The organism is Stenotrophomonas sp. 22385 (genome assembly GCF_052045085.1).
GTDB lineage: Bacteria > Pseudomonadota > Gammaproteobacteria > Xanthomonadales > Xanthomonadaceae > Stenotrophomonas.
This window is the reverse complement of record NZ_JBQEOG010000001.1, coordinates 172,624-196,842: the sequence shown is the minus strand read 5'-3', so window position 1 is coordinate 196,842 and position 24,219 is coordinate 172,624. Positions and strand designations below refer to the sequence as shown.

Annotated in this window: 22 protein-coding genes; 15 read left to right on the top strand and 7 right to left on the bottom strand. The window is 68.7% G+C overall.

The features are described from left to right. Window positions 1-59 precede the first annotated feature (59 nt). Genes bioF through bioC form a run of 4 tightly spaced genes read left to right on the top strand, consistent with a single transcriptional unit; the run spans window position 60 to window position 3,831 of the window. The gene (gene bioF / locus ACTJI4_RS00800) at window positions 60-1,271 is read left to right on the top strand and encodes an 8-amino-7-oxononanoate synthase (RefSeq protein WP_392922483.1); all 1,212 of its coding nucleotides are present in this window, start codon (window positions 60-62) and stop codon (window positions 1,269-1,271) included. Window positions 1,272-1,293: 22 nt separating this feature from the next. Next, window positions 1,294-2,055: a pimeloyl-ACP methyl ester esterase BioH gene (gene bioH / locus ACTJI4_RS00795; RefSeq protein WP_440868260.1), complete on the top strand. Its 762-nt coding sequence runs from the start codon at window positions 1,294-1,296 to the stop codon at window positions 2,053-2,055. 58 nt (window positions 2,056-2,113) lie between these two features. After that, on the top strand, window positions 2,114-2,896 hold the full coding sequence (locus ACTJI4_RS00790; RefSeq protein WP_440868259.1) for an SDR family oxidoreductase: 783 nt from the start codon (window positions 2,114-2,116) through the stop codon (window positions 2,894-2,896). A 50-nt stretch (window positions 2,897-2,946) separates the two neighbouring features. Next, window positions 2,947-3,831 carry a malonyl-ACP O-methyltransferase BioC gene (gene bioC, locus ACTJI4_RS00785; RefSeq protein WP_440868258.1) on the top strand — a complete coding sequence of 295 codons (885 nt, stop codon included), beginning with the start codon at window positions 2,947-2,949 and terminating at the stop codon, window positions 3,829-3,831. Between the two features lie 90 nt (window positions 3,832-3,921). On the opposite strand, the gene ACTJI4_RS00780 is transcribed toward bioC, so the two are convergent. After that, window positions 3,922-4,545: a YdcF family protein gene (locus tag ACTJI4_RS00780; protein WP_440868257.1), complete on the bottom strand. Its 624-nt coding sequence runs from the start codon at window positions 4,543-4,545 to the stop codon at window positions 3,922-3,924. Next, window positions 4,530-5,489: a pyridoxal-phosphate dependent enzyme gene (locus ACTJI4_RS00775; protein WP_440868256.1), complete on the bottom strand. Its 960-nt coding sequence runs from the start codon at window positions 5,487-5,489 to the stop codon at window positions 4,530-4,532. Before ACTJI4_RS00775 ends, ACTJI4_RS00780 begins: the two co-directional genes overlap by 16 nt. 112 nt (window positions 5,490-5,601) lie before the next feature. Between ACTJI4_RS00775 and ACTJI4_RS00770 the strand changes: the two genes are divergently transcribed. The 9 genes from ACTJI4_RS00770 to ACTJI4_RS00730 all read left to right on the top strand — a co-directional run bounded on the left by ACTJI4_RS00770 (window position 5,602) and on the right by ACTJI4_RS00730 (window position 15,927). Next, window positions 5,602-6,144, top strand: coding sequence for a hypothetical protein (locus tag ACTJI4_RS00770; protein WP_440868255.1), 543 nt, complete (start codon window positions 5,602-5,604; stop codon window positions 6,142-6,144). Window positions 6,145-6,635: 491 nt separating this feature from the next. Beyond that, window positions 6,636-8,525 carry a tRNA uridine-5-carboxymethylaminomethyl(34) synthesis enzyme MnmG gene (gene mnmG, locus ACTJI4_RS00765; RefSeq protein ID WP_440868254.1) on the top strand — a complete coding sequence of 630 codons (1,890 nt, stop codon included), beginning with the start codon at window positions 6,636-6,638 and terminating at the stop codon, window positions 8,523-8,525. A 41-nt stretch (window positions 8,526-8,566) separates the two neighbouring features. Next, window positions 8,567-9,100: a gamma carbonic anhydrase family protein gene (locus tag ACTJI4_RS00760; RefSeq protein ID WP_440868253.1), complete on the top strand. Its 534-nt coding sequence runs from the start codon at window positions 8,567-8,569 to the stop codon at window positions 9,098-9,100. Between the two features lie 86 nt (window positions 9,101-9,186). Continuing rightward, a complete protein-coding gene (locus ACTJI4_RS00755; RefSeq protein ID WP_440868252.1) occupies window positions 9,187-9,876 on the top strand; it encodes an RDD family protein in 690 nt (229 codons plus the stop codon). After that, window positions 9,873-10,865 carry a stage II sporulation protein M gene (locus tag ACTJI4_RS00750; protein ID WP_392922457.1) on the top strand — a complete coding sequence of 331 codons (993 nt, stop codon included), beginning with the start codon at window positions 9,873-9,875 and terminating at the stop codon, window positions 10,863-10,865. Before ACTJI4_RS00755 ends, ACTJI4_RS00750 begins: the two co-directional genes overlap by 4 nt. Continuing rightward, entirely contained in the window at window positions 10,855-12,462 is a 1,608-nt protein-coding gene (locus ACTJI4_RS00745; RefSeq protein WP_440868251.1) for a DUF4129 domain-containing protein, read from the top strand. The genes ACTJI4_RS00750 and ACTJI4_RS00745 overlap by 11 nt, the downstream gene beginning before the upstream one ends. Continuing rightward, window positions 12,459-13,634 carry a DUF4350 domain-containing protein gene (locus ACTJI4_RS00740; RefSeq protein WP_440868250.1) on the top strand — a complete coding sequence of 392 codons (1,176 nt, stop codon included), beginning with the start codon at window positions 12,459-12,461 and terminating at the stop codon, window positions 13,632-13,634. Before ACTJI4_RS00745 ends, ACTJI4_RS00740 begins: the two co-directional genes overlap by 4 nt. Beyond that, complete coding sequence (locus ACTJI4_RS00735; protein ID WP_440868249.1) at window positions 13,631-14,632, top strand: AAA family ATPase; 1,002 nt, start codon at window positions 13,631-13,633, stop codon at window positions 14,630-14,632. The genes ACTJI4_RS00740 and ACTJI4_RS00735 overlap by 4 nt, the downstream gene beginning before the upstream one ends. Next, window positions 14,629-15,927 carry a DUF58 domain-containing protein gene (locus tag ACTJI4_RS00730; protein WP_392922446.1) on the top strand — a complete coding sequence of 433 codons (1,299 nt, stop codon included), beginning with the start codon at window positions 14,629-14,631 and terminating at the stop codon, window positions 15,925-15,927. The genes ACTJI4_RS00735 and ACTJI4_RS00730 overlap by 4 nt, the downstream gene beginning before the upstream one ends. A gap of 127 nt (window positions 15,928-16,054) precedes the next feature. Here ACTJI4_RS00730 and ACTJI4_RS00725 read toward each other — a convergent pair whose 3' ends face one another. Both ACTJI4_RS00725 and ACTJI4_RS00720 read right to left on the bottom strand, forming a co-directional pair. Further along, window positions 16,055-17,233 (bottom strand): glutathionylspermidine synthase family protein, encoded by a 1,179-nt coding sequence (locus ACTJI4_RS00725; RefSeq protein ID WP_440868248.1) that lies wholly within the window; start codon window positions 17,231-17,233, stop codon window positions 16,055-16,057. Window positions 17,234-17,237: 4 nt separating this feature from the next. After that, entirely contained in the window at window positions 17,238-17,801 is a 564-nt protein-coding gene (locus ACTJI4_RS00720; RefSeq protein WP_392922440.1) for a DUF1190 domain-containing protein, read from the bottom strand. A gap of 192 nt (window positions 17,802-17,993) precedes the next feature. On the opposite strand from ACTJI4_RS00720, the gene ilvD reads away from it, so the two are divergent. Further along, the gene (ilvD, locus tag ACTJI4_RS00715; RefSeq protein ID WP_440868247.1) at window positions 17,994-19,826 is read left to right on the top strand and encodes a dihydroxy-acid dehydratase; all 1,833 of its coding nucleotides are present in this window, start codon (window positions 17,994-17,996) and stop codon (window positions 19,824-19,826) included. Window positions 19,827-19,865: 39 nt separating this feature from the next. On the opposite strand, the gene dinG is transcribed toward ilvD, so the two are convergent. From dinG to aroE, 3 genes are all read right to left on the bottom strand, one after another. Then, entirely contained in the window at window positions 19,866-21,968 is a 2,103-nt protein-coding gene (gene dinG, locus ACTJI4_RS00710) for an ATP-dependent DNA helicase DinG (protein ID WP_392922435.1), read from the bottom strand. A 107-nt stretch (window positions 21,969-22,075) separates the two neighbouring features. Next, complete coding sequence (locus tag ACTJI4_RS00705) at window positions 22,076-22,420, bottom strand: hypothetical protein (protein ID WP_392922906.1); 345 nt, start codon at window positions 22,418-22,420, stop codon at window positions 22,076-22,078. 2 nt (window positions 22,421-22,422) lie between these two features. Then, window positions 22,423-23,265 (bottom strand): shikimate dehydrogenase, encoded by an 843-nt coding sequence (aroE, locus tag ACTJI4_RS00700; protein WP_392922432.1) that lies wholly within the window; start codon window positions 23,263-23,265, stop codon window positions 22,423-22,425. 54 nt (window positions 23,266-23,319) lie between these two features. Here aroE and ACTJI4_RS00695 point away from each other — a divergent pair, with 54 nt between their 5' ends. Next, window positions 23,320-24,186: a TolB family protein gene (locus ACTJI4_RS00695; protein WP_440868246.1), complete on the top strand. Its 867-nt coding sequence runs from the start codon at window positions 23,320-23,322 to the stop codon at window positions 24,184-24,186. The last annotated feature ends 33 nt before the right edge of the window (window positions 24,187-24,219 follow it).

The window sequence follows — 24,219 nt, the reverse complement described above, 5'->3', positions numbered from 1 at the left end:
GCGAAGCGCCCGGCAACCGGGTACGCTAGCTGCCCTGCCTGCCCATGACAGTGACCACCATGGCCCGTCCCGACCTGCACGACCGCATCCAGTCCCAGCGCAAGCTCAGCGACGCGCAGGGCCGCATCCGCGTGCGCCGCACGGTGACCCGGCGCGATGGCGTCCGCCTGGAGGTCAATGGCCAGTGGCTTACCGGCTTCTGCAGCAACGACTACCTGGGCCTGTCCCAGCAGTTCGGCGTGGTCAGCGCGTTGCAGGACGCCGCCGCGCGCGAAGGCGCCGGGGCGACCGCCTCGCACCTGATCTGCGGCCACCATGCGCTGCATGAAGCGCTGGAACAGGAAGTGGCCGACTGGTTGGGCTACCCGCGTGCACTGCTGTTCGGCAGCGGCTTTACCGCCAACCTGGCGGTGCAGCAGGCACTGCTCAGCGAAGAAGACGATGTGTGCGTGCAGGACCGGCTCAACCACGCCAGCCTGCTTGATGCCACGCGCCTGGCCGGGTGCCGGCTGCGCCGCTACCCGCACCTGGACACCGAGGGCGCGCTGCGCCAGCTCAAGCACGCGCCCGATGGCGCGGCGATGCTGGTCACCGATGGTGTTTTCAGCATGGATGGCGACATCGCCCCGCTGCGTTCGTTGTCGCTGGTGGCGCGCATGCAGGAAGCGGTGTTGTACGTGGACGACGCGCATGGCGTGGGCGTGATCGGCGAGCATGGCCGCGGCTGCGTGGCCGACGCCGGGCTGGGCGTGGCTGACGTGCCGCTGCAGCTGGTCACGCTGGGCAAGGCACTGGGTGGCAGCGGCGCGCTGGTGGTGGGCGACGAGGCGATGATCCAGCACCTGGCCGAAACCGCGCGCCCCTACATCTACACCACGGCGGTGCCGCCGGCGCAGGCTGCTGCGGCATTGGCCGCCGTGAAGCTGGCACGGCGCGACGACTGGCGCCGCGAAAGACTGGCCGAACTGGTCGGCGTATTCCGCGCCGGCGCGCGCCAGCATGGGCTGGAACTGATGCCTTCCGATACGCCGATCCAACCGCTGCTGTGCGGCGCCGAATCGACGGTGATGGGGTTGTCGGCGGCGCTGGAGGCAGCCGGTTTCCTGGTCAGCGCAATCCGCCCGCCGACCGTTCCGGAAGGCAAGGCGCGCCTGCGCGTAACGCTGTCTGCGCTGCACACCGTGCCGGAAGTGCGTGCGCTTACCGATGCGATCGCCCACGCACGCGACCAGGTGCTGCGCCAGCAGACGCTGGATGCGCTGAGCGCGTGATGCACGGCGGTCGGGTGTGAGGATGCATATCGAGGTGATCGGCAGCGGGCCGGCGCTGGTCCTGATCCACGGCTGGGCCCTGCACGGCGGCGTATTCGCGCCGCTGGTGGAGCGCCTGTCGGCGCAGTTCGAGCTGCACCTGGTCGACCTGCCGGGACACGGCAACAGCCGCGACGATGCCACCCCGCTGCGCCTGCCATTCGTGGTCAGTGCGATTGCCGGCGCGACTCCGCCGGCCGTGTGGTGCGGCTGGTCGCTGGGCGGCCTGTTCGCGCTGCATGCGGCGGCCACGCTGCCCAAGGTGCGTGGGCTGGCGATGATCGCGGCCACGCCGTGCTTCGTGCGCGGCGAGAGCTGGCCGCATGCGGTGGAAACGGCGGTCTTCGAGCAGTTCGGGCAGGACCTGGCGCAGGACTATCGCGGCACGCTGGAGCGCTTCCTGGCCCTGGATGCGATGGGCTCCGAACACGCCCGGCAGGAACTGCGCACGCTGCGCGCAGCGTTGGTGGCGCGCGGTGAGCCGACCCCGCAGGCCCTGCAGGAGGGCCTGCGTCTGCTGGAACATACCGACCTGCGCGGTGCCCTGCCCGGCCTGCCCGTGCCCAGCCTGTGGTTGGCCGGGCAGCGCGATCGGCTGGTCCCGGCGCGGGCGATGCAGGCCGCTGCCGCGCTGGCACCGCGTTCCAGCGTGCATGTGGTGGCCCATGGCGGACACGCGCCGTTCCTGGGCCATACCGACGAGGTGGCGACGCAGCTGCAACACTTCGTTGCCTCGCTTTCCTGACCGACCCACGCGCGCATCGCCGATCATGTACGCCTGTCCCCTGTTACGGAGCTGATGCATGGACCTTGGAATCGCCGGCCGCTGGGCCCTCGTCTGCGCCGCCAGCAAGGGTCTGGGACTCGGCTGCGCACGCGCCCTGGCGCGCGAAGGGGTGAATGTGGTGATCGCCGCCCGCGGTGAGGAAGCCCTGGCCCGCGCTGGTGACGAACTGCGGGCGCTGCCGGGCGCCGCCAAGGTGGTCACGGTGGTCGCCGATGTCGCCACCGAGACCGGCCGCGCTGCCGCGCTGGCCGCGTGCCCCCAGGTGGATATCCTGGTCAACAACGCCGGCGGGCCGCCTGCTGGCGACTTCCGCCAGTTCGAGCGCGAGGACTGGATCGCCGCACTTGACGCGAACATGCTGGCGCCGATCGCGCTGATCCGTGCCACGGTGGACGGCATGATCGAACGCGGCTTCGGCCGCGTGGTCAACATCACCTCCTCTGCAGTGAAGGCACCCATCGACATCCTCGGCCTGTCCAATGGCGCGCGCTCGGGCCTGACCGGCTTCGTGGCCGGGCTGGCGCGCCGTACCGTGGCCCACAATGTCACCCTCAACAACCTGCTGCCCGGCCAGTTCGACACCGACCGGCTGCGCGGCAACTTCGCCTACATGGCCCAGCAGCAGGGCGTGGATGCCGGGCAGATCGCCGAGCGCAGGCGCACTCACATTCCGGCCGGGCGCTTCGGTACCGCCGATGAGTTCGGCGCGGCATGCGCGTTCCTGTGCAGCGCGCAGTCGGGGTACATCACCGGGCAGAACCTGTTGATTGATGGCGGGGCTTACCCCGGCACGTTTTGAGTTTCCGGCGCACGACCAACGGTCGTGCGCTACCGCATAGTGAGCCTTACATGACCGCCAGCTTCGATCCCCAGCACGTCCGCCGCGCGTTTTCGCGTGCAGCCAGCAGTTACGACGCCGCCGCCGCCCTGCAGCGCGAGGTGGAAAAGCGGCTGCTCGAATCTCTGGACTATCTGGAAAACCGGCAGCCGGAGGTGGTGCTGGACGTGGGCAGCGGCACCGGGCACGCCAGCGCGGCCATGAAGAAGCGCTGGCCGAAGGCGCAGGTGATCGCGCTGGACATGGCCGAGCCGATGCTGCGCGAGGCGAAGAAGCAGGCCGGCTGGTGGAAGCCGTTCACCCGCGTGTGCGGTGATGCGCAGGCGCTGCCGCTGCGCGATCAGAGCGTGGATGTGATCTACAGCAACCTCTGCCTGCAGTGGGTGGAGGACCTGCCCTCGGTGTTCGCCGGTTTCCGCCGCGTGCTCAAGCCGGGCGGGCTGCTGGTGTGTTCCACGTTCGGGCCGGAAACGCTGATCGAGCTGCGTGATGCGTTCGCCAGCGCCGACGATACCCCGCACGTGAGCCGGTTCCCGCCGATTGCGCAGTTCGGCGATGCGCTGATGATGTCCGGCTTCCGCGACCCGGTGCTGGACCGCGACCTGTTCACGCTCACCTATTCCGACATGGATGCACTGATGCGCGAGCTGCGCGCCATTGGCGCAACCAATGCACGCCAGGATCGCCGGCATACGTTGACCGGGCGCGGCCGGTTCGCGGCCGCGCGCGCCGCCTATGAACCGTTGCGCCGCGAAGACGGCACGCTGCCCAGCAGCTGGGAAGTGATCTACGCGCACGCTTGGGCGCCGGATGCGGGCGCGCCGATTCGCGAGCGCGGGCAGGATGTGGCCAGCGTGCCGGTGACGGCGATTCCGATCCGGCGCAAGACCACCTGACAGGCTGGCGTCTTGGCAGGGTTTCCGTGGGACACGCACGGCGTGTTGCTACGACGGGCGGAGATCCACGCCCTGCGTGGCTGCCCCGGGTCAGGAACCGTTGGCGGACGGGAACATGTCCCGATGGAAGAAATAGATTTCCTGCGCCAGGAACTTCCAGCTGGTGTGGAAGCTGCGGAAGCGCGTGCTCGGCGTTGACGAGGCCAGCGCATCGATGCCCAGTTCGCGGGCCAGGCGCAGCGCGCGCGCCATGTGCAGCGGGTCGCTGACGATGATCACCCGGCGCAGCCTGTGCTGGTCCATCAACAGGCGCGCCTCGACCAGGTTCTGGCGGGTGGTGCGCGAGGCGGTTTCGATCAGGATCGCGTCGTCCGGCACGCCCTGCTTCAACGCGTAACGGCGCGCCACCTGGGATTCGGAAAAGCGCGCGCCGGTGCCGCCGTAGCCGCCGGTGAAGATCAGCAGCGGCGCATACCCCTGCCGGTACAGATCCAGCCCATGCCGGATGCGCTCTTCGAACACCGGCGACGGTTTGGCATCGTAGGCCGCCGCACCCAGCACGATGATCGCATCGGCCTTGGCTGCCTGGTCACGCTCGCCTACCCAGACGATCCAGGCCGTCACGCACAGCAGCCACGCCGCCAGCAGCGTGCACAGCCGCCACAGCCAGCCCCCCAGCCCGACCCGTGCACGGCGGGTCATGCCGCGCGCCATCGCAGGGCGTCCAGGTCGACGTTGCCGCCGGACAGCACCACGCCCACCCGTTGCCCGGCAAACCGTGCGGGCTGGGACAGGATGGCTGCCAGGGCAATCGCCGAGGACGGTTCCACCACCTGCTTGAGCACCTGCCAGAGCAGGCGCATGGCCGCGACGGTGGCCACATCGTCCACGGTGACCACCTCGGCCGCGCCCTGCAGCAGCGCGAAGTTTGGCGCGCCGAGCGTACCGCGCAGCCCATCGCAGATCGTGTCGGGGGTGAAGTCCAGGCGCCGCTCGCCGGCGGCCAGCGAGCGGGCCGTATCGGCCGCACCCTCCGGCTCGGCCAGCACCAGATGCGTGCCCGGGCCCGCTGCCTGCAGCGCCAGCCGGGTTCCGGCCGCCAGGCCACCGCCGCCCACCGGCACCACCAGGGTGTCGAACGGGCCGTGGCTGCCCAGCAGCTCCAGGGCTGCAGTGCCCTGCCCGGCCATCACCCGCGCGTCGGCATACGGATGGACCAGGGCAGCGCCGGTGTCGGCCTCGACCTGGGCGCACATCGCCTCGCGCGCGGCAATGGTCGGGGCGCAACGCCACAGCGTGGCGCCGTGGCGCACGATGTTGGCCAGCTTGGCCGCCACCGCGCCCTCCGGCACCACCACATGACAGGCAATGCCCCGGGTGCGGGCGGCCAGTGCCAGCGCCGCACCGTGGTTGCCTGAGGAATGGGTGACCACCCCGCGCGCGGCAGTGGCCTCGGGCAGCGCCCAGACCGCATTGCAGGCACCACGGAACTTGAAGGCACCGCCGCGCTGCAGGTGCTCGGCCTTGAACGCGAGCCGCGCCCCGCTCAACGCGTCAAGCACCTGCGACTGCAGCACCGGGGTCACGCTGGCGTGCGGCGCGATCCGGGCGGCAGCGGCCAACAGGTCATCGGCACAGGGCAGGGATGAATCGGTCATGACACAAGATTAACGTGCCACGATGGCAACCGTTCATCCGGCCCGGGCAAAGTTAAGGGCCGATTCAATGCGGCGGCCTGAAGCTGGGCCCATACCCCAGGGGGACCCTTTCATGAAAATGCGCCTCATGCTTGCCGGCAGCCTGTTGCTGACGCTGTCTGGCTGCGCGACCTATGACTACGTGGGCGGCGGTGGTGGTGGCAACGGCTACTACCATGGCGCCCCGTCGGTGGAGTACCGCTATCCCGCCGGCTACCCGTATGGCTACGGCAGCGGCTACTACGGTGGTGGCGGCTATTACGGTTATGGCGGCTACGGTGGTTACAGCAACTACCCGATCTACCGGCCGTACCCGAACTACCGCCCGCCGCACCACCACCGCCCGCCGCCCCGCCCGGGCAACGGCAATGGTGGCCAGGTGCGCCCGCCGGACCGTCCGCGCCCGCCCTACAACGGCGGTTCGCCGTGGCGGAACATGGACTCGGTGGGGCGCCCACAGCGTCCGGACCGCCCGCCGCAGCAGCGCCCCCAGCCGCAGCAGCAACAGCGTCCGGTGAGCGTGCCGCAGTCCCGGCCCAACCCACCGGCGCAGCGGACGAACGGCTCACCGTGGCGGAACATGAATAAGTTGAACCAGCGCACAAATGAGAATTGAGAACGCTTGATTTTCACCCGCTTGGCAGTTCAATCTAGCCGGGTGGTGACGGCCCCGGTCGAAAAGTGACAAAAGCGACAAGGGGCGTCACATTGAGCTCTATGTCGATATCCGACAGGAACATCTGGATCCCCCCTGTTCCGGCCCTGTCGGATGTCGGCACCTACAACGCAGAAGGCCCCGCCAATGGCGGGGCCTTTTGTCTTCCGGGGGATAAAAACAGGGCCGACAGTCCCCCGACTGCCGGCCCTTCTGCTTCCCCGGGATGCGCATGGATCGGCCCCTGTTCCAATTCCGATCCGTAGCGCCTTTCGGCGCCTGCCATCCTGGGTGCTATTGGGTTATCTGCAGAGAACGTGCCAACTTTAGGGTTGATTGCGAATTTTTTTGCAGGCCCCCGTTCACGGACCCGGCGCGAACGGCGCTAAAATGACCACCGCGCCCTGTCCCAGGGCGGTTCCGGGCCGTACCGGCCCTGCCCAGAGCACCCCATGACCGATTCTTTCTACGGCTACGACGTCATCGTGATCGGCGGCGGCCATGCCGGCACCGAAGCCGCGCTGGCAGCTGCCCGCAGCGGCGTACGCACCCTGCTGCTGACCCACAACGTGGAAACCATCGGCGCGATGAGCTGCAACCCGGCCATCGGCGGGATCGGCAAGGGCCATCTGGTCAAGGAAATCGATGCCCTGGGCGGCGCCATGGCGAATGCCGCCGACCGCGCCGGTATCCAGTGGCGTACGCTCAATGCCTCCAAGGGCCCGGCCGTGCGCGCGACCCGCTGCCAGGCCGACCGCAACCTGTACCGGATGGCCATCCGTGGCATGGTCGAAGCGCAGCCGAACCTGACCGTGTTCCAGGCCGCCGTGGACGACCTGGTCATCGAAGGCGACGCCGTGCGTGGCGTAGTCACCCAGACCGGGCTGCGGTTCGATGCCCCGGCCGTGGTGCTCACCGCCGGCACCTTCCTGGCCGGCAAGATCCACGTTGGGCAGACCCAGTACGCCGCCGGCCGCATGGGCGACCCGCCGGCCACCACGCTGGCCGCGCGCCTGCGCGAGCGCCCGTTCGCGATCGACCGGCTCAAGACCGGCACCCCGCCGCGCATCGACGGCCGCTCGCTGGATTACAGCGTGATGGACGAGCAGCCCGGCGACGACCCGCGCCCGGTGATGTCCTTCCTGGGCAGCGTGGCTGAGCACCCGGCCCAGGTGAGCTGTTGGATCACCCACACCAGCGAGCACACCCACGAGATCATCCGCAGCGCGCTGCACCGCTCCCCGCTGTACAGCGGCCAGATCGAGGGCATCGGCCCGCGCTACTGCCCCTCCATCGAGGACAAGGTGGTGCGTTTTGCCGAGAAGGCCAGTCACCAGATCTTCGTCGAGCCCGAGGGGCTGGACGTGGTGGAGATCTACCCCAACGGCATTTCGACCTCGCTGCCGTTCGATGTGCAGCTGGCGCTGGTGCGCAGCATCCGCGGCTTCGAGAACGCGCACATCACGCGGCCGGGCTACGCGATCGAGTACGACTTCTTCGACCCGCGCGGGTTGAACAATACGCTGGAAACCAAGACGGTCTCCGGGCTGTTCTTCGCCGGGCAGATCAACGGCACCACCGGCTACGAGGAGGCCGCCGCGCAGGGCCTGCTGGCCGGCCTGAACGCCGCCCGCCGGGTGCGCGACGAAGCGGGCTGGTGCCCGCGCCGCGACGAGGCCTACCTGGGCGTGCTGGTGGATGACCTGATCACCCATGGCACCACCGAGCCGTACCGCATGTTCACCAGCCGCGCCGAGTACCGGCTGCAGCTGCGCGAAGACAACGCCGACGTGCGCCTGACCGGCATCGGCCGTGAGCTGGGCGTGGTTGACGACCGGCGCTGGGCAGCCTTCCAGGCCAAGCAGGAGGCGGTGGCGCAGGAATCGGCGCGCCTGCGTGCGCTGTGGGCGACCCCGGCCAACGCGCTGGGCCGCGAAGTGGAAGCCGCGCTGGGCGTGGCGGTCAGCCGCGAAACCAACGTGCTGGACCTGATCAAGCGCCCGGAACTGGATTACGCCAGGCTGATGCAGGTGCCCTCGCTGGGCCCGGGAGTGGCCGATGCGAAGGTCGCCGAGCAGGTCGAGATCGGGGTCAAGTACGCCGGCTACCTGGACCGCCAGCGCGAGGAGATCGAACGCCAGCAGCGCCATGAGAACACCGCGATCGATGCGGCCTTCGATTACGCCAGCGTGCGCGGGCTGTCGGCCGAAGTGCAGCAGAAGCTGGAGCGGGTACGCCCGCAGACCATCGGCCAGGCCCAGCGCATCCCCGGCATGACCCCGGCCGCGATTTCGCTGTTGCTCGTGCACCTGGAGCGCGCACGGCGCAGCCGGGTGGCGTAACCACGGCGGTATCATGGTGGCCTGCCTTGTGGAGCGTCACCATGTCCCCCCTCCGTCCCTTCCTCGATACCTTTCCCATCGTCGGCGAGCGCGCCTGGATCGACCCGGCCTGCACGATCATCGGTGACGTGGTGCTCGGCGACGATGTGTCGGTGTGGCCGGGCACGGTGATCCGCGGCGACGTCAACCATGTGCGGATCGGCGCGCGCAGCAACATCCAGGATGGCACCATCATCCATGTCAGCCACCACAGCCCCTACAACAAGGGCGGCTACCCCACCCTGATCGGTGAGGGGGTCACCGTTGGCCACGGCACCATCATCCATGCCTGCACCATCGGCGAGTACAGCCTGATCGGGATGGGGGCGTGCATTCTCGATGGTGCCACGGTGAGCCGGCACAGCTTCGTCGGCGCCGGCGCGGTGATCGGGCCGGGCAAAGTGGTCGGCGAAGGCGAGCTGTGGGTAGGCAACCCGGCGCGTCCGGTGCGTACGCTCAGCGAGCAGGAAATCGAGTCGCTGCACTATTCGGCCGACCACTATGTGCGGTTGAAGGACAAGTATTTGGGAATGTGACCCCGCACACGGTAAAGTCGGTGTCCGACCCAGGAAGCAGTCGAGAACCGCATGCCGTTGGCAGCCGTCCGGAGGGACGCGTGCGCATGAGCGCACCCATGCTGGATACCTACCGTGAAGTGATCACGCCCGAAGGCGTGCCACTGCACCTGCCGGCGGCCGGGCCGGTGCCGCGTGCGCTGGCCTGGGCCATCGACTTCATGATCCGCGTGGCCGCGCTGATGCTGCTGAGCATTCCGCTCACCCTGCTGGGCCAATTCGGCCAGGGCCTCTACCTGGGCCTGATGTTCCTGCTGATGTGGGCGTACACCATCGTGCAGGAAGCCTGCTGGGGCCGCACCCTGGGCAAACGGGCGATGAGCCTGCGCGTGGTGGCCCAGGACGGCGCGCCCATCGGCTGGATGGCCGCCATCACACGCAACCTGCTGCGCACCGTGGACATGCTGCCGTTCGGTTATGCGCTGGGGCTGCTGTCGAGCCTGTTCGACCGCAATGGCCGGCGGCTGGGCGACCTGGTAGCCGGCACCGTGGTCGTGCATGACAGTGCCCGGCCGGGGTCGGCCAGCGTGGCCATCGATACCGTGCTGGCGCCGCCGCAGCCGCTGCAGCCGGCCGAACAGGCGGCGATCATCGCATTCGCCGAACGTGCACCGCGTCTGTCCGGCCCGCGCCAGCAGGAACTGGCGGCGGTGGCCGCGCCGATCAGCGGTGGCCAGGGCCAGGTCGGCGTGCTGCGCCTGTATGCCATGGCCAACTGGCTGCTGGGGCGCCGATGAGGCAGGAACAGTTCGTGGCCCGCTACCAGGCCGAATGGCAGGCGCTGGAACGTTGGCTGGCGCTGCGCGGTGACCGGCCGCGGCATGCGCGCCGTTCGCCCGATCCGTCTGCGCTCAACGATGAAGACATTCCGCAGCACTACCGCCGGCTGTGCCAGCAGCTGGCGCTTGCGCGCAAGCGCGGCTACAGCCCGCAGCTGGTGGCGCGCCTGCAACTGCTGATGCAGCAGGGCCATGGCCTGCTGTACCGCACGCCGCCGCCGCGCTGGCGCCGCGCGCTGGAGTTCCTGCTGGCCGATTTCCCGCAGCTGGTGCGCAGCCAGGCGCGCAGCATGTGGGTGGCCACCGCGCTGTTCGTGCTGCCGCTGGTGGGAAGCTTCGCGCTGCTCCAGTGGCACCCGGATGTGATCCACATGCTGATGGACAACGGCGATATCGCTTCGCTGGAACGCATGTACGACCCGGCCTCGCCGAACCTGGGCCGCGACAGTGGCACGGACTGGATGATGTTCGGCTACTACATCATGAACAACATCAGCATCGGCCTGCGTACGTTCGCCAGCGGGCTGCTGGCCGGCCTGGGCACGGTGCTGGTGCTGCTGTTCAACGGGCTCACCATCGGCGCGGCGGCCGGCCACCTGCAGCACATCGGCCACGGCGATCCGTTCTGGCGCTTCGTCTGCGGCCATGGCGCGTTCGAGCTCACCGCCATCGTCATTGCCGGCGGTGCCGGCCTGCAGCTGGGCATGAAGCTGCTGGCGCCCGGCCGGCGCCGGCGCATCGATGCGCTGGTGGAAGGCGGCATCATCGGCGCCCGGCTGTGCTTGGGGGTCGCGGCGATGCTGCTGGTGGCCGCCTTCATCGAGGCGTTCTGGTCCTCCATTGCGGCCGTGCCCGCATGGGGCAAGTACAGCGTGGCCGCCGTGCTGTGGACGCTGGTGTTCGTGTGGCTGTGGCGCGGTGGTCGAGGGGACGGTCATGCGGATTGACCAGCTCAACGTCACCCTGCGCGCGCGTTCCGGATGGGAAGCGATGGAGCTGGGCACTGCCCTGGTGCGCCGGCACGCGCGGGCGATCTGGCTGCCGCTGGTCGCGGTGTCGTTGCCGTTGTTCGCCGTGATCAACGCCGTTGCATGGTGGGCCGATGCGTTCGGTTGGGCATGGCTGCTGATGTGGTGGCTCAAGCCGATATCGGACCGGATCGCGCTGTATGTGATCTCACGCGGCGTGTTCGGCGACGAACCACGTCCGTTGCAGACCCTGCGCGCGCAGCGGCACTGGGGTTGGAACGGGTTCTGGGGGTACCTCGGTTGGCGCCGTTTCAGCCCGTTCCGCTCGCTGCTGATGCCGGTGAACCTGCTGGAAGGCAGCGATGCCCCGCAGCGCAGCGTCCGGCGTCGCGCCGTGCTCGGCGGCACGTTCGGCCATGCCGTGCTGCTCACGCTGATGTGCATGGTGTTCGAGCTGGTGATCGTCAGCGGCTGCATCGCGGCGATCTTCCTGTTCGTCCCCCTCGAACTGCTGTCCGATTCGTGGCGCGCGGCGTGGGAGATGATGCGCGAGAACATGCCCGCATGGGCACAGCTGGGAGTGAATGCCCTGTTCTGGCTGGCGGCCACGTTGATCGGGCCGTTCTACGCCGGTGCCGGTTTCGCGTTGTACCTCAACCGCCGCACCGAGATGGAAGCATGGGACGTGGAAATCGCGTTCCGCCGCATGCGTGACCGCCTGCAGCAGGCGGCGCCGCTGCTGGTGCTGGCGCTGGTGCTGTGCTGGCCGATGGGCGGGCTGCGCGCGCAGGAGCCTTCAGAAGCGCCCAGTTGCGCCGTACCCACGGGTACCGATGACGACGCCGGTGACGGGGAAGAGGAAGACCCCGAGGCGGTGCCCGCCGACGATCCGTCCAACACCCCGGCGGTGATCTTCGGCGGCAGTGCCGACACCGCCGGCTTTCGCCAGGCCGTGCAGCGCGCCTACGAAGATCCGCTGGTGACGCCCACGCGTGAGGTGAAGCGCTGGGAGCGCACGCTCAGCGAGGCCGGGAAGAACAAGAAGGAGGATCCCAAGGCGAACGAGGACCGCAATCCCTTCGCACGCGGCCCGCGCCTGCCCGCGCAGATCGCCGAATGGATCCTGTGGGGCCTGGTCGGGCTGCTGGTGCTGGGGCTGATCGCTACCGCGCCGTGGTGGCTGCGCTGGCTGCGCGGTACCGGCGGGACACGACGCGGGACAGCCGAGCCGGTGGTCGAAGAAACGGTGGAACTGCCCGACGTGATTCCGTCGGATCCGGCCTCGCGCGCACGCGAGCTGTGGCAGCAGGGCCGTCCGCGCCAGGCACTGGCACTGCTGTACCGCGCCAGCGTGGAATCGATGAGCGAACGTGCCGGGGTGGTGCTGCCACCGGGCGCGACCGAAGCACAGTGCCTGCGCGCCTCGCGACGCATGCCGGTGGAGGCCGACCGCAGCCTGTTCGCGCGCATCGTGCGGGTCTGGCAGTACGCCGCCTACGCCGGGCGCCTGCCTGAGCCGGACGAATTCGACGCCCTGGCCACCACCCTGCAGACCCAGTTCCGGTGGCGCGCATGAGTGCCCGCCTGCGCTGGTTGATCGTACTGGGCGTGCTGCTGGTGCTGGGCGTGCCCTTGGCGATCCTGTTCCTGCGCAGCCATGAACGCGTGGTGCATACCGAGCACCTGCCGCCGCAGGGCGAAGCCAGCTACAACCCGCTGTACGTGTTGGGCCAGGCGCTGCGTGCCGATGGTATCACCGTGCATTCCAGCCCGCGCCTGGACCTGCCGCGCATGCAGCTCAAGCCGGCCGACACCGTGGTGTTGCTGCAGGACACCGCCGACGTGCCCGCCCCTGCCGCGCAGTCACTGCTCGCGTGGGTGGAACGGGGCGGCCACCTGCTGCTGCGCACGCCGCCGCTGTCCGATGACGAAGACGCCCCGCAGGGCCCGTTGCTGGATGCGCTGGGCGTGGATACGGAGTACTACGAGAGCGCCTGCAAGGCCTTCCACATTGCCGACGACCCGGGCCATGCCGAGTTCTGCAGTGGCCGCCGCTTCGGCGTGGACGTGCCCGACGGCATTCGTGTGGAGCGCGAATGGGGCGATGACGAGGGCCTGGTGTTCGCGCGGCTGCGCAGGGGCGATGGCAGCGTCGATGTGCTGTCGGACATGGAGTTCCTGAAAGGCACCCCGCGCAGCTTCGATGCGGCGGACCCCGAAGGCAGCCTGGCCGACGGCCTGCACGACATTGCCCACCGCGACCTGACCCGCCATGTGCTCGACCCGAACTATGCCGAAGGCACCGTCTGGCTGATCTACGGCTCGCGCCCGCCCACCCTGTGGTCGCGCCTCTTCTACCAGGGCTGGCCGGTGTGGGTGCCGCTGCTGCTGGCGCTGCTGGGCTGGCTTTGGCAGCGCGCACAGCGGCTGGGCAGCCTGCTGCCGGCGCCGGCCACCGAACGCCGCTCGCTGCTGGAACACGTGCGTGCCAGCGGCGAGCACCTGCTGCGCTATGGCAAGGCACCGCTGCTGTACGACGCCACCCGCCGCGCCTTCCTGGCCCGGCTGCGGCGGCGTGCACCCACCGCTGCCGCCCTCGGCGGCGAGGCGCAGGTGCATGCCATCGCCAGCCTGCTGCAGTGGCCGCATTCCCGTGTCCAGACCGCTTTGCAGGTGCCGCCATCGAAGGATGTGGCGGCCCTGCGTGAGCGCATCCGCCTGTTGATCCAGATGAGAAACCTGCTATGACCGATCAATCCGCCCCGCCGCCGTTGTCCCCGCCCGCGCTGACCGGCCAGAGCCTGGTCGAACGCGTCGATGCCGTGCGCGACGCCGTGGGCCGCGCCTTCATCGGCCAGCCCGAGGTGCTCGACCAGATCCTGATCGCGCTGCTGGCCGGCGGCCATGTGCTGATCGAAGGCGTTCCCGGGCTGGGCAAGACCCTGCTGGTGCGTGCCTTGGCGCAGGCACTGGAGCTGGACTACGGCCGTGTGCAGTTCACCCCCGACCTGATGCCCAGCGATGTCAGCGGCCATGCGGTGTATGACCCCAAATCGGAGAGCTTCAAGATCCGCCGCGGCCCGGTATTCACCAACCTGCTGCTGGCCGATGAGATCAACCGCGCGCCGGCCAAGACCCAGTCGGCATTGCTGGAAGTAATGCAGGAAGGCCAGGTCACCATCGAAGGCAAGGCGTTCCCCCTGCACCCACCGTTCCTGACGCTGGCCACGCAGAACCCGGTGGAGCAGGAAGGCACCTACCCGCTGCCCGAAGCGCAGCTGGACCGTTTCCTGCTCAAGGTGATCATCGATTACCCGGCACTGGAGGATGAGAAGCGCATGGTCGATGCGATCACCACCGGCCGCAGCGCGGCCGACTTCGACCTGTCGCAGGTGCCGCGCGTGCTCAATGCCGCCGAGGTGATCGCGTTGCAGCAGGCGACCGCGGCGATCACGGTGGATCCGGAAGTGGTGGATTATGCGGTGCGTATTGTTGCCGCCACCCGGCAGTTCCCTGGCATCGCACTCGGCGCCGGCCCGCGCGGCAGCATCGCGCTGGTGCGCGCGGCACGTGCACAGGCGGTGCTGGCCGGCCGCGACTTCGTCACCCCCGATGACGTGCGCGAGATCGCGCGGCCGGCGCTGCGACACCGTATTGCGCTGGCCCCCGAACTGCAGATCGAAGGCCAGTCGGCCGACGATGCGTTGACCGCATTGCTGGCCAAGGTGGAAGCGCCGCGCAAATGAGGCCAGGCACGCTGCTGCTGATCCTGCTGGTCGGCTGGGCACTGCTCGGGCTGCCGGTGGCGTTCGGCCTGCTGCCGGTGTCGGCATGGTGGGCTGTTGCGGCGGTGATCACGGTGCTGGCACTGGTGGACCTGCTGCGGCTGCGCGCGCAGCCCTCGCCCACCGTGCAGCGCGAACTGCCGGAGGCGTTGGCGTTGAACGTCGAGCGGCGTACCACGCTGCGCTTCGAATCCAGCCGTCGCCAGCGCGTGGAGGTGTTCGACCTGGTGCCGGGGGCATGGACGCTGCAGGGTCTGCCGCGTGCGTTGACGCTCAAGCCGCTGGTGGCCAGCAGCGTGAACTACACATTGACCCCGACCGCGCGCGGCCGCTTCGTGTTCGATGGCGTCCACCTGCGCCTGCATTCGCCGTGGCGGATGTGGCGCCAGCGCCGCCTGCTGCCGCCGGCACTGACCGTACGCGTGTACCCCAACTTCGCCCCGCTCACCCGCTTCGCGTTGTTCAGTGCCGAACAGGCCTCACGCCTGGTCGGTGCGCATCTCAAAAGGCGCCGCGGCGAAGGCACCGATTTCCACCAGATGCGCGAGTACCGCATCGGCGACAGCCTGCGCCAGATCGACTGGAAGGCCACCTCGCGTGCGCGCAAGCTGATTTCCCGCGAATACCAGGACGAGAAGAACCAGCAGTTGGTGCTGATGATCGACACCGGCCGGCGCATGATGGCCAGCGAAGGCGGGTTGTCGCACTTCGACCACGTGCTCAACGCGGCGCTGGTGGTGTCCTACCTGGCGCTGCGCCAGGGCGATGGCGTGGGTCTGTTCGCCAGTGGCGGTGAAAGCCGCTGGGTGGCACCGCAACGCGGCATGGGTGCGATCGACGCACTGCTGCGCGCCAGCTACGACCTGCAGGCGCAACCGGTGGCCACCGATTACCTGGCCGCTGCCACCGAACTGAGCCTGCGCCAGCGCCGGCGTTCACTGGTGATGCTGGTCACCAACGTGCGCGATGAGGATATCGAGGACCTGCTGGTGGCGGTACGCCTGCTGCAGCGGCAACACCTGGTCTGCGTGGCCAGCCTGCGCGAGCGCGAGCTGGACGTGGCGCTGGAACGGGAAGTCGAAACCCTGCAGGACGCGACCCAGGCCGGTGCCATCGCGCGCTACCTGCAGCAGCGCAACGACGCGCATGAGGCGCTGCGCAGTCATCGGGTGATGGTGCTTGATGTCACGGCCGAAGCGTTGCCAGGCGCGCTGGTGGAGCGCTACCTGGCGGTCAAGCGCGACGGGTTGCTGTAGCCACGTATCGACCAACGGTCGATACCTACCGACCGGGTTGACCGATACCGACCGGGTTGACCGGCCGGTGTGCGCCGATCGTGTGCGCCGGTAGGTCACGACCGTTGGTCGTGACGCCGTTGAACCATCACACGTAAATGCGCGTCGGCGCTTCGTCGATGATTGCGTGCGGCACGAAACGGGCGCTGTCGCGGGTGATCCGGCTGTTGTCTTCGCGGATGCCCATGCCACAGGCCTGGTCGCCCACGATCCAGCTGCCGATCAGCGGGTAACCGCCATCGAATGCCGTGAGCGGGTGTGCGGCCTGGCGGATCGCCGGGCCGTTGTAGGGACCTTCGCTCTCCTGCCAGCTGCCGTCGGCCAGGTGCATGGCCACGTTGGCGCCTTCGCGCGAGAACAGAGGCTTGCGCACCCAGCCGGGCGGTAGCGCGCTGCCATCGTCGAACTCGGCCGCCAGCAGGTTCGGGTGGCCACGGTGCCGCTGCCACAGCAGCGGCAGCACCCCCTTGTTGCTCAGAATCGCCTTCCACGCCGGTTCCAGCAGCTGCACGCCCGAACCCGGCAGCGCCTGGCCGAATGATTCGGTCATCAGGTCTTCCAGCGGGTACAGCTTGAACAGGCTGCCGATCACCGTGTCGTCGAGCGCGGTGAAACGGCCGTCCTCGGACAGCCCGATGTCTTCGATCGCGATCGCCTCGCCCCGCAGCCCGGCCTGGGCCGCGCAGTCGCGCAGGTAAGCCACGGTGCCCTGGTCTTCTTCCGAGGCGCCCACGGCAGTGAAGTACAGCGGCGGCGGCAACTGCGCCGACAGCTGCCCGAAGCGCTCGACCAGTGCCTCATGGATGGCGTTGAACTGGTCGGCCTGCGGCGGCAGGCGGTTCTGGTTGCGCTGGTCTTCCAGCCACTGCCATTGGAAGAACGACGCCTCGAACAGCGAGGTCGGTGTGTCGTAATTGAGCTCGTAGAGCTTGGCCGGGCCGGTGCCGTCATAGGCGAAGTCCAGCCGGCCGTACAGGTGAGGCTCGCCCCGGCGCCAGCTGTTGGCGATCCAGTCGCGGAACGCGGGCGGAATCGCCAGCTGGTCCATCAGCTGTTCGCTGCGCACCACCTCGTCCACCAGCTCCATCGCCATCGCGTGCAGCTCGGCGCTGGGGTCTTCGATGTCCTGCTCGATCTGGCGCAGGGTGAAGGCGTAGTACGCGGTTTCATCCCAGTACGGCAGGCCATCGATGGTGTGGAAGCGGAAACCGGACTCGGCAGCACGAGCGCGCCACTGGCTGCGCTCGTCGATTCGCACACGCTTCATTGCATCAACCGCCGTAGCTGCTGCGGCTGCTGCTGGTGTTGCCGAAGCCACCGCGGCTGGCGGTCACCGCGCGGTTGGGGGTGCTGGTGACCGGGGCCAGGCCGGCCTTGCCCGCGCCGATGCCGCTGGCGGTGTTGAGCCCACCGGTGCCGCCCGGGGCCGGGCGCGCCCAACCCTTGGCCTTGTCCTGGTAGGCCGGGCTTGCGGCCGGGGCCTGCGCCAGGCCGGCGCCGCGGTTGCTGAGCATCTGGGACATGAAGAAGCCCATCATCATCGGGCCGATGAACGAGTGGCCGGTGGAGGTCTTCTGTTCCACGCACTGCTCGGCGTTGTACTCGGCTTCGCATTCGGCACGCGAGGCGTATTTGGGGGCGGCGTCTGCGGACTGCTTCTGCGCTTCGGCAAAGGCCGTACGGCACGCGGACGGGTCGCCGGTGGCGTCGGTACAGGCCTGCACCGAGGTGTACAGCCCCTCCTGCACCTGCACCGCCTCATCCTTCTGGCAGGCGGTAAACAGCAGCGGCGCAGCGCTCATCAGCAGCAGTGCGGTGGTCCTGGAACGTTTCATGGCGTCGTGCCCCCTTTTACGGTCATCGCCTCAATCATGCCTGATTGCCGCCAACAACCAAAACCGGCAAAGTGAAAAAGATGAACGCCGTTTCAGGATCGCCCGCGCCGACGGTTGCAACAGCAACCGGAATTTTTGGGCAGAATCGAGTGGCAACGCGCCCCCACGGCCCGCCAGATCCTGCCAGCCCCCATGCCTGAATACCGCTCCCGCACCTCCACCGCCGGCCGCAACATGGCCGGCGCCCGCGCCCTGTGGCGTGCCACCGGGATGACCGATGCCGACTTCCACAAGCCGATCGTCGCCATCGCCAATTCATTTACCCAGTTCGTGCCGGGCCACGTGCACCTCAAGGACCTGGGCCAGCTGGTGGCGCGGGAGATCGAACAGGTCGGCGGCGTGGCCAAGGAGTTCAACACCATCGCGGTGGATGACGGCATCGCCATGGGCCACGACGGCATGCTGTATTCCCTGCCCAGCCGCGAGATCATCGCCGACTCGGTGGAGTACATGGTCAACGCGCACTGCGCCGATGCGCTGGTGTGCATTTCCAACTGCGACAAGATCACCCCCGGGATGCTGATGGCCGCGCTGCGGCTGAACATCCCGGTGGTGTTCGTCTCCGGGGGGCCGATGGAAGCGGGCAAGACCCGGCTGGCCGAGCACAAGCTGGACCTGGTGGATGCGATGGTGATCGCCGCCGATGCCAGCGCCTCCGATGAAAAGGTGGCCGAGTACGAGCGCAGCGCCTGCCCCACCTGCGGGTCGTGCTCGGGCATGTTCACCGCCAACTCGATGAACTGCCTGACTGAGGCGTTGGGGCTGTCGCTGCCGGGCAACGGCTCGACCCTGGCCACCCACGCCGACCGCGAGCAGCTGTTCCGCCGTGCCGGCCGGCTGGTGGTGGAGCTGTGCCACCGCTGGTATGGCGGCGAAGATGCCACGGCGCTGCCGCGCGGCATCGCCACCCATGCCGCGTTCGAGAACGCGATGACGCTGGATATCGCCATGGGCGGTTCCACCAACACGATCCTGCACCTGCTGGCCGCCGCGCAGGAAGCCGAAGTGGACTTCGACCTGCATGCGATCGATGCGCTGTCGCGACGCGTGCCGCAGCTGTGCAAGGTGGCGCCGAACACGCCCAGGTACCACATGGAGGACGTGCACCGCGCCGGTGGCGTGTTCGCGATCCTCGGGTCGCTGGCACGCGGCGGACTGCTGCATACCGAGGTACCCACCGTGCACAGCCGCACCCTGGCCGACGCGATTGCGCGCTGGGATGTGGCGGTGACCGACGATGCGGGGGTGCACGAATTCTTCAGTGCCGGCCCGGCCGGCATTCCCACCCAGGTGGCTTTCAGCCAGGCCACGCGTTGGCCGTCACTGGACCTGGATCGCGCCGAGGGCTGCATCCGCGATGTGGCGCACGCGTACTCGGCCGAAGGTGGGCTGGCGGTGCTGCGGGGCAACCTGGCCGAGGATGGCTGCGTGGTGAAGACCGCCGGCGTGGATGAGTCCATCCATGTGTTCGAGGGCACTGCGAAGGTGTTCGAAAGCCAGGACGCGGCCGTGCAGGGCATCCTGGCCGATGAAGTGGGCGCGGGCGATGTGGTGGTGATCCGCTATGAGGGCCCGCGCGGTGGGCCGGGCATGCAGGAAATGCTGTACCCGACCAGTTACCTGAAATCGAAGGGGCTGGGCAAACAGTGTGCGCTGCTGACCGATGGACGGTTCTCGGGCGGTACGTCCGGGCTGTCGATCGGGCATGCGTCACCGGAAGCGGCAGCGGGCGGTACGATTGGATTGGTGCGCGATGGCGACCGGATCCGGATCGATATTCCGGCGCGGCGGATTGATGTGCTGGTGGATGCCGCTACGTTGGCGGCGCGCCGTGCGGAGCAGGACGCGTTGGGGTGGAAGCCCCGCGAGGCGCGTCCGCGCAAGGTGACCGGGGCACTCAAGGCCTACGGGTTGTTGGCGACCAGTGCCGACAAGGGCGCGGTGCGGGATCTGAGCAAGGTGTGAGACCGCGCCGACACGCATGTGTGTCCCACGGGGTGCCCGTCAGCCGATGACCCGCTTGAACGGCGGCAACGCATCGATGATGCGCTTGCCGTAGCGGCGGCTGATCAGGCGCGAGTCGAGGATGATCACGCGGCCGGTATCGGTGGAGGTGCGGATCAGGCGGCCGGCGAACTGGGTCAGCGTGCGCAGGGCGTGCGGGATGGCGATCAGGTTGAAGGCGTTCAAGCCACGGCTTTCAAACCATTCGCTCAGGGTGGAGGTCTGCGGATCGGTCGGCACCGCGAACGGTACCTGGGTGATCACCACCGTGGTACAGGCTTCGCCGGGCAGGTCCAGGCCTTCGCCGAACGAGTTCAGCCCGAACAGCACCGAGCCCTCGCCCGCCGAGGTGCGCCGCAGGTGCTCGTCGATCATCTTCTGCTTGGCCGTTTCGCCCTGCACCAGCACCTGCCTGCGCTGCGCTGCCGGCATCAGCTCGGCCACCTTCTCCATCTTCCAGCGCGAGGTGAACAGCACGATGCTGCCCTTGCTCCAGTCCAGTTCCTTGACCAGGTACTTGGCCACTTCCTTCGGGTGCCGCTCGCGGTCGTCCGGGGTGACCGGGAAGTTGGGCACGATCAGCTCGGCCTGGTTGGGCAGGTCGAACGGCGAGGCCAGCGAGACCATCTCCGCTTCGCTGGGAATGCCGTTGTCGATCGCCAGCGCCTGGAAGTCGCCACCGCCGGTGAGCGTGGCCGAGGTCATCACCACCGAATCCACTTCATCCCACAGCAGCTTGCGCAGCACGTTGGCAGCCGACACCGGCGAGCCGTGCAGGATCAGGTCGCCATCGCGCGACAGGGTGACCCAGCGCGCGAACGGCGGCTGGCCGTCCTTGTCTTCGCGGCGCCAGGCGGTCCACAGGTTGTGCTGCTGTTCGATCATTTCCAGCGCCATGCCCAGCGTGCGCTGCAGGCGCTCGCGCGCCGCATCGTCAGGCTTGCCCTTGGCCACCTGGGATAGTGCGGCGTGGGCCCAGTTGAACAGCGCGCGGGTATCGTCGGCCAGCGCTTCGATGTCGGCCATCCAGATGTCCGGCAGGCGTCCGTTCGGCGCGCGCCACATCGGCTCCTGCGCGGTCGGGTCCGGTTGCCAGCTGCGGTCGATCACATCGCGGAACGCGCGCAGCTGCTTGCTGACCCGCGCGGCCACATCGATGGCTTCGTTGGGCAGCAGGTTGCCGAGCTTGTCCTTGTCCACCGCGCGGTAGGCGGCGGCGATCAGGATCTGCAGGCGGCCGGTGCGCTTGGCCATTTCATCCAGGGCCAGGCTGGCCGCGCCCTGATCGATGGCCACGTTGCCGATATGGTGGCCTTCGTCGAGCACCAGCAGCATGTCCGACGGCGGTGCGATCAACGGCTGGCCGTTGTCGCTTTCGCCAATGGACAGCGCCGACAGCAGCAACGCATGGTTGGTCACCACGATCTGCGCATCGCGCACGGTGTTGCGTGCGCGCAGCACCGCGCACTGCGCCGAGTAGGCGCACTTGCGGCCCGCGCAGCCCGAGGCCGGGGTGGTGATGCGCGAGCGCAGCGAGGGGCTGATGGTGTCCGGCGCGTTGTCCAGGTCGCCGTTCCAGCGACCTTCGACGAAATCCCTGCTCAGCTTCTGCGCCAGGTCCATTTCGATCGGCGCCAGCGGGCGGTCGAACAGCGGCTGCTCGTCCTCGAACATGCCTTCCTGCGCGCCATCGCCATGCGCTTCGGCGGCGTTGCGCGTGCACAGGTAGCGGGTGCGGCCCTTGGCCAGCGCCACGGTGGCTTCCAGGCCGGTGGCCTTGAGGAAGTTCGGGATGTCGCGCTCGACCAGCTGCGACTGCAGCGCCACGGTGCCGGTGCTGATCACCAGCTTCTTCTTCGTGGCCAGCGCGATCGGCACGCCGGCGGTGAGGTAGCCCAGGCTCTTGCCCACGCCGGTGGGCGCTTCGACCACCCCTACCCCGCCGCTCTGCGACAGCGCACGCGAGACCACGCCGATCATCTGGCTCTGCGAACGCCGCGTGCTGAAGCCTGGGGTGTTGGCCTGCAGCTTGGCGTAGGCATCGCGGATGACGGTCTTGAGCTCGTCGTTCAGCGCACGCGGGGCTTCAACTTTTTCGGTCACGCCGGGGAGGTCCTGCCTGGATCAGGCGGGTATTTTCTCATGCCCGGGGCCCGCGGCCGGCGCGGATTTTTCCGCGCCGGTTCAGTTCCGTGACCGGGGTCGCCCGCTCAGGCGGCCGGGGCGGTGCGGTTGCGCAGCGCGCGGGTCATCGCCCACACCAGCAGCACCGTGCCCAGCGCCTCCACCAGGCCGATGAGGAAGTGGCCGCCGCGCAGCAGCCACGACAGCATCTGCACGTTGCCGTACTCGCCGCGCTGGACCAGCCAGGTCGGCACGATGTTGAGCGCCAACCCGGCCAGGCTGGCCAGCAGCAGCAGGGCCAACGACCACAGCGCCACACTGCGGATGGTGCCGCGCGGGGCATCCACCACCCACACCAGCGACACCGCAAGCGCAATCAGCACTGGCAGGCGCAGCGCGGCCATGCCCAGCAGGCTGAGCAGCAGGTCCATGTTCACGCGTCACCCGCCAGCGCGTTCTTCGCGCGCAGCTCGGCGTAGACCGGATCGGTTTCCGGGCGCACTTCGTGCCACTGCTGGAAGCTGGTGGCAGCCTGCTCGACCAGCATGCCAAGGCCGTCGACCATGTTGCGGCACTGCGCGGCGCGGGCCCAGGCCAGGAACGCGAAGGAGGCCTCGCCATAGTTCAGGTCCACGGCGGTGGTCATGCTGTTGACCAGTGACAGCGGCAGCTTGAACTCTTCATTGCGGTCACGGCCCGCGGAAGTGGCGTTGACTATCAGCTCGAAGTCGCCGAGTTCGTCCATGCGTTCCCAGTACTGCGTCAGCACGCGGCCGGGCTCGCCGATCGCATCGCTCAGCTCATCGGCGCGTTGCGGGGTACGGTTGACCACCACCAGTTCACGGATGCCGGCGTCCAGCAGCGCCGGCGCCACGCTGCGCGCCGAGCCACCGGCACCCAGCAGCAGCACGCGGCGGCCGCGCAGGTCCAGGCTGTGGCGGTCGGTGAGGTCGCGCACCAGGCCCACGCCATCGGTGGTGTCGCCGTGCCAGCCATCACCTTTGCGCAGCAGCGTGTTGACCGATCTGGCCAGCATCGCGCGGGAAGTAAAGGTCTTGCACAGCCCGAAGGCGATTTCCTTCAGCGGCGCGGTGACGTTGGCGCCGACGCCACCTTCCTCCGCGAACCTCTCGAGCTCGGCCGGAAAGTCGGCCGGTGCCGCTTCAATGGCGCGGTAATCCAGCGCGATGCCTTCCTGGCGGGCGAACGCGGCATGGATGTGCGGCGACTGCGAGTGGGCGATGGGCTGGCCGAATACAGCGTAACGGGCGGTCATGGGTGTCTTAAACTCCGGGCCTGGATTGAAACGCAAACCCCAATGGAAGCGACTATGCGCACTCCCTTGTCTCTGCTCGCGCTGAGCCTGAGTTTACTCTCCGCACCGGGCGCGATGGCGCTTTCCGAGTTCGGCATCGAAGGCATGGGGGTGGTGTCGACCAAGGCCAACGAGGCCCAGGCGACCATCGCGCCGGATGGCAAGCGCATCATCTGGGCCAGCGATCGGCCCGGCGGGACCGGCGGCTGGGACCTGTGGCAGGCCACACTGCGCGACGGGCGCTGGCAGGACCCGGCGCCGCTGGCGTTCAACACCGCCGGGGATGACGTGGACCCGTTCTTCAGCCACGACGGGGCCTGGCTGTACTTCGCCTCCAACGGCGGCAGCGGGAGCGGTGGGTTCGACCTGTACGGGGTGATGATCCGCGAGGACGGCAGCTTCGGCACCGTGCTGACGATGCCGGTAACGGTCAACACGGCCGCCGATGAGCGCCGCCCGGCGGTGCGGCCGGATGGGCAGGTGCTGCTGTTTGCCCGTAATGGGAAAGGCACCCAGGGTGGGTTCGATCTGTACGTGGCGACCGCGCAGGGACGCGGGTTCAACACCGCGACACCGCTGCCGGCGCCGCTCAACAGTGCGGCCGATGAGCTGGGCGGCGACTGGCTGGGCAATGGCGGGGCGCTGGCGCTGACCCGGGTGGCGGGCGGCCATTCGCAGGTGTGGGTGGTGGGCTGCGACTACAGCAAGGCCGCAGAGCCGCTGGGGTTGTCGTTCAACACCGCCGACGGGCAGACCGGCGCGCCGGTGGTGGATGCGTCCAAGCCCAGCGAGATGGTGGTGGCTGGGCAGGCAAAGTCGCCGAAGGCGGACGGGTTGGATCTGTATCGGTTGCGGACGCCGGCCGTCGCTGGCTGTCGGTGAGGGTGCAGCCACGCAGGGCGTGGCTCTACCGTT

Bases quoted from the DNA above. Each gene is read 5' to 3' on its own strand.
- bioF (WP_392922483.1), top strand. From the start codon at position 60: ATGGCCCGTCCCGACCTGCACGACCGCATCCAGTCCCAGCGCAAGCTC.
- bioH (WP_440868260.1), top strand. From the start codon at position 1,294: ATGCATATCGAGGTGATCGGCAGCGGGCCGGCGCTGGTCCTGATCCAC.
- ACTJI4_RS00790 (WP_440868259.1), top strand. From the start codon at position 2,114: ATGGACCTTGGAATCGCCGGCCGCTGGGCCCTCGTCTGCGCCGCCAGC.
- bioC (WP_440868258.1), top strand. From the start codon at position 2,947: ATGACCGCCAGCTTCGATCCCCAGCACGTCCGCCGCGCGTTTTCGCGT.
- ACTJI4_RS00780 (WP_440868257.1), bottom strand. From the start codon at position 4,545: ATGGCGCGCGGCATGACCCGCCGTGCACGGGTCGGGCTGGGGGGCTGG.
- ACTJI4_RS00775 (WP_440868256.1), bottom strand. From the start codon at position 5,489: ATGACCGATTCATCCCTGCCCTGTGCCGATGACCTGTTGGCCGCTGCC.
- ACTJI4_RS00770 (WP_440868255.1), top strand. From the start codon at position 5,602: ATGAAAATGCGCCTCATGCTTGCCGGCAGCCTGTTGCTGACGCTGTCT.
- mnmG (WP_440868254.1), top strand. From the start codon at position 6,636: ATGACCGATTCTTTCTACGGCTACGACGTCATCGTGATCGGCGGCGGC.
- ACTJI4_RS00760 (WP_440868253.1), top strand. From the start codon at position 8,567: ATGTCCCCCCTCCGTCCCTTCCTCGATACCTTTCCCATCGTCGGCGAG.
- ACTJI4_RS00755 (WP_440868252.1), top strand. From the start codon at position 9,187: ATGAGCGCACCCATGCTGGATACCTACCGTGAAGTGATCACGCCCGAA.
- ACTJI4_RS00750 (WP_392922457.1), top strand. From the start codon at position 9,873: ATGAGGCAGGAACAGTTCGTGGCCCGCTACCAGGCCGAATGGCAGGCG.
- ACTJI4_RS00745 (WP_440868251.1), top strand. From the start codon at position 10,855: ATGCGGATTGACCAGCTCAACGTCACCCTGCGCGCGCGTTCCGGATGG.
- ACTJI4_RS00740 (WP_440868250.1), top strand. From the start codon at position 12,459: ATGAGTGCCCGCCTGCGCTGGTTGATCGTACTGGGCGTGCTGCTGGTG.
- ACTJI4_RS00735 (WP_440868249.1), top strand. From the start codon at position 13,631: ATGACCGATCAATCCGCCCCGCCGCCGTTGTCCCCGCCCGCGCTGACC.
- ACTJI4_RS00730 (WP_392922446.1), top strand. From the start codon at position 14,629: ATGAGGCCAGGCACGCTGCTGCTGATCCTGCTGGTCGGCTGGGCACTG.
- ACTJI4_RS00725 (WP_440868248.1), bottom strand. From the start codon at position 17,233: ATGAAGCGTGTGCGAATCGACGAGCGCAGCCAGTGGCGCGCTCGTGCT.
- ACTJI4_RS00720 (WP_392922440.1), bottom strand. From the start codon at position 17,801: ATGAAACGTTCCAGGACCACCGCACTGCTGCTGATGAGCGCTGCGCCG.
- ilvD (WP_440868247.1), top strand. From the start codon at position 17,994: ATGCCTGAATACCGCTCCCGCACCTCCACCGCCGGCCGCAACATGGCC.
- ACTJI4_RS00705 (WP_392922906.1), bottom strand. From the start codon at position 22,420: ATGGACCTGCTGCTCAGCCTGCTGGGCATGGCCGCGCTGCGCCTGCCA.
- aroE (WP_392922432.1), bottom strand. From the start codon at position 23,265: ATGACCGCCCGTTACGCTGTATTCGGCCAGCCCATCGCCCACTCGCAG.
- ACTJI4_RS00695 (WP_440868246.1), top strand. From the start codon at position 23,320: ATGCGCACTCCCTTGTCTCTGCTCGCGCTGAGCCTGAGTTTACTCTCC.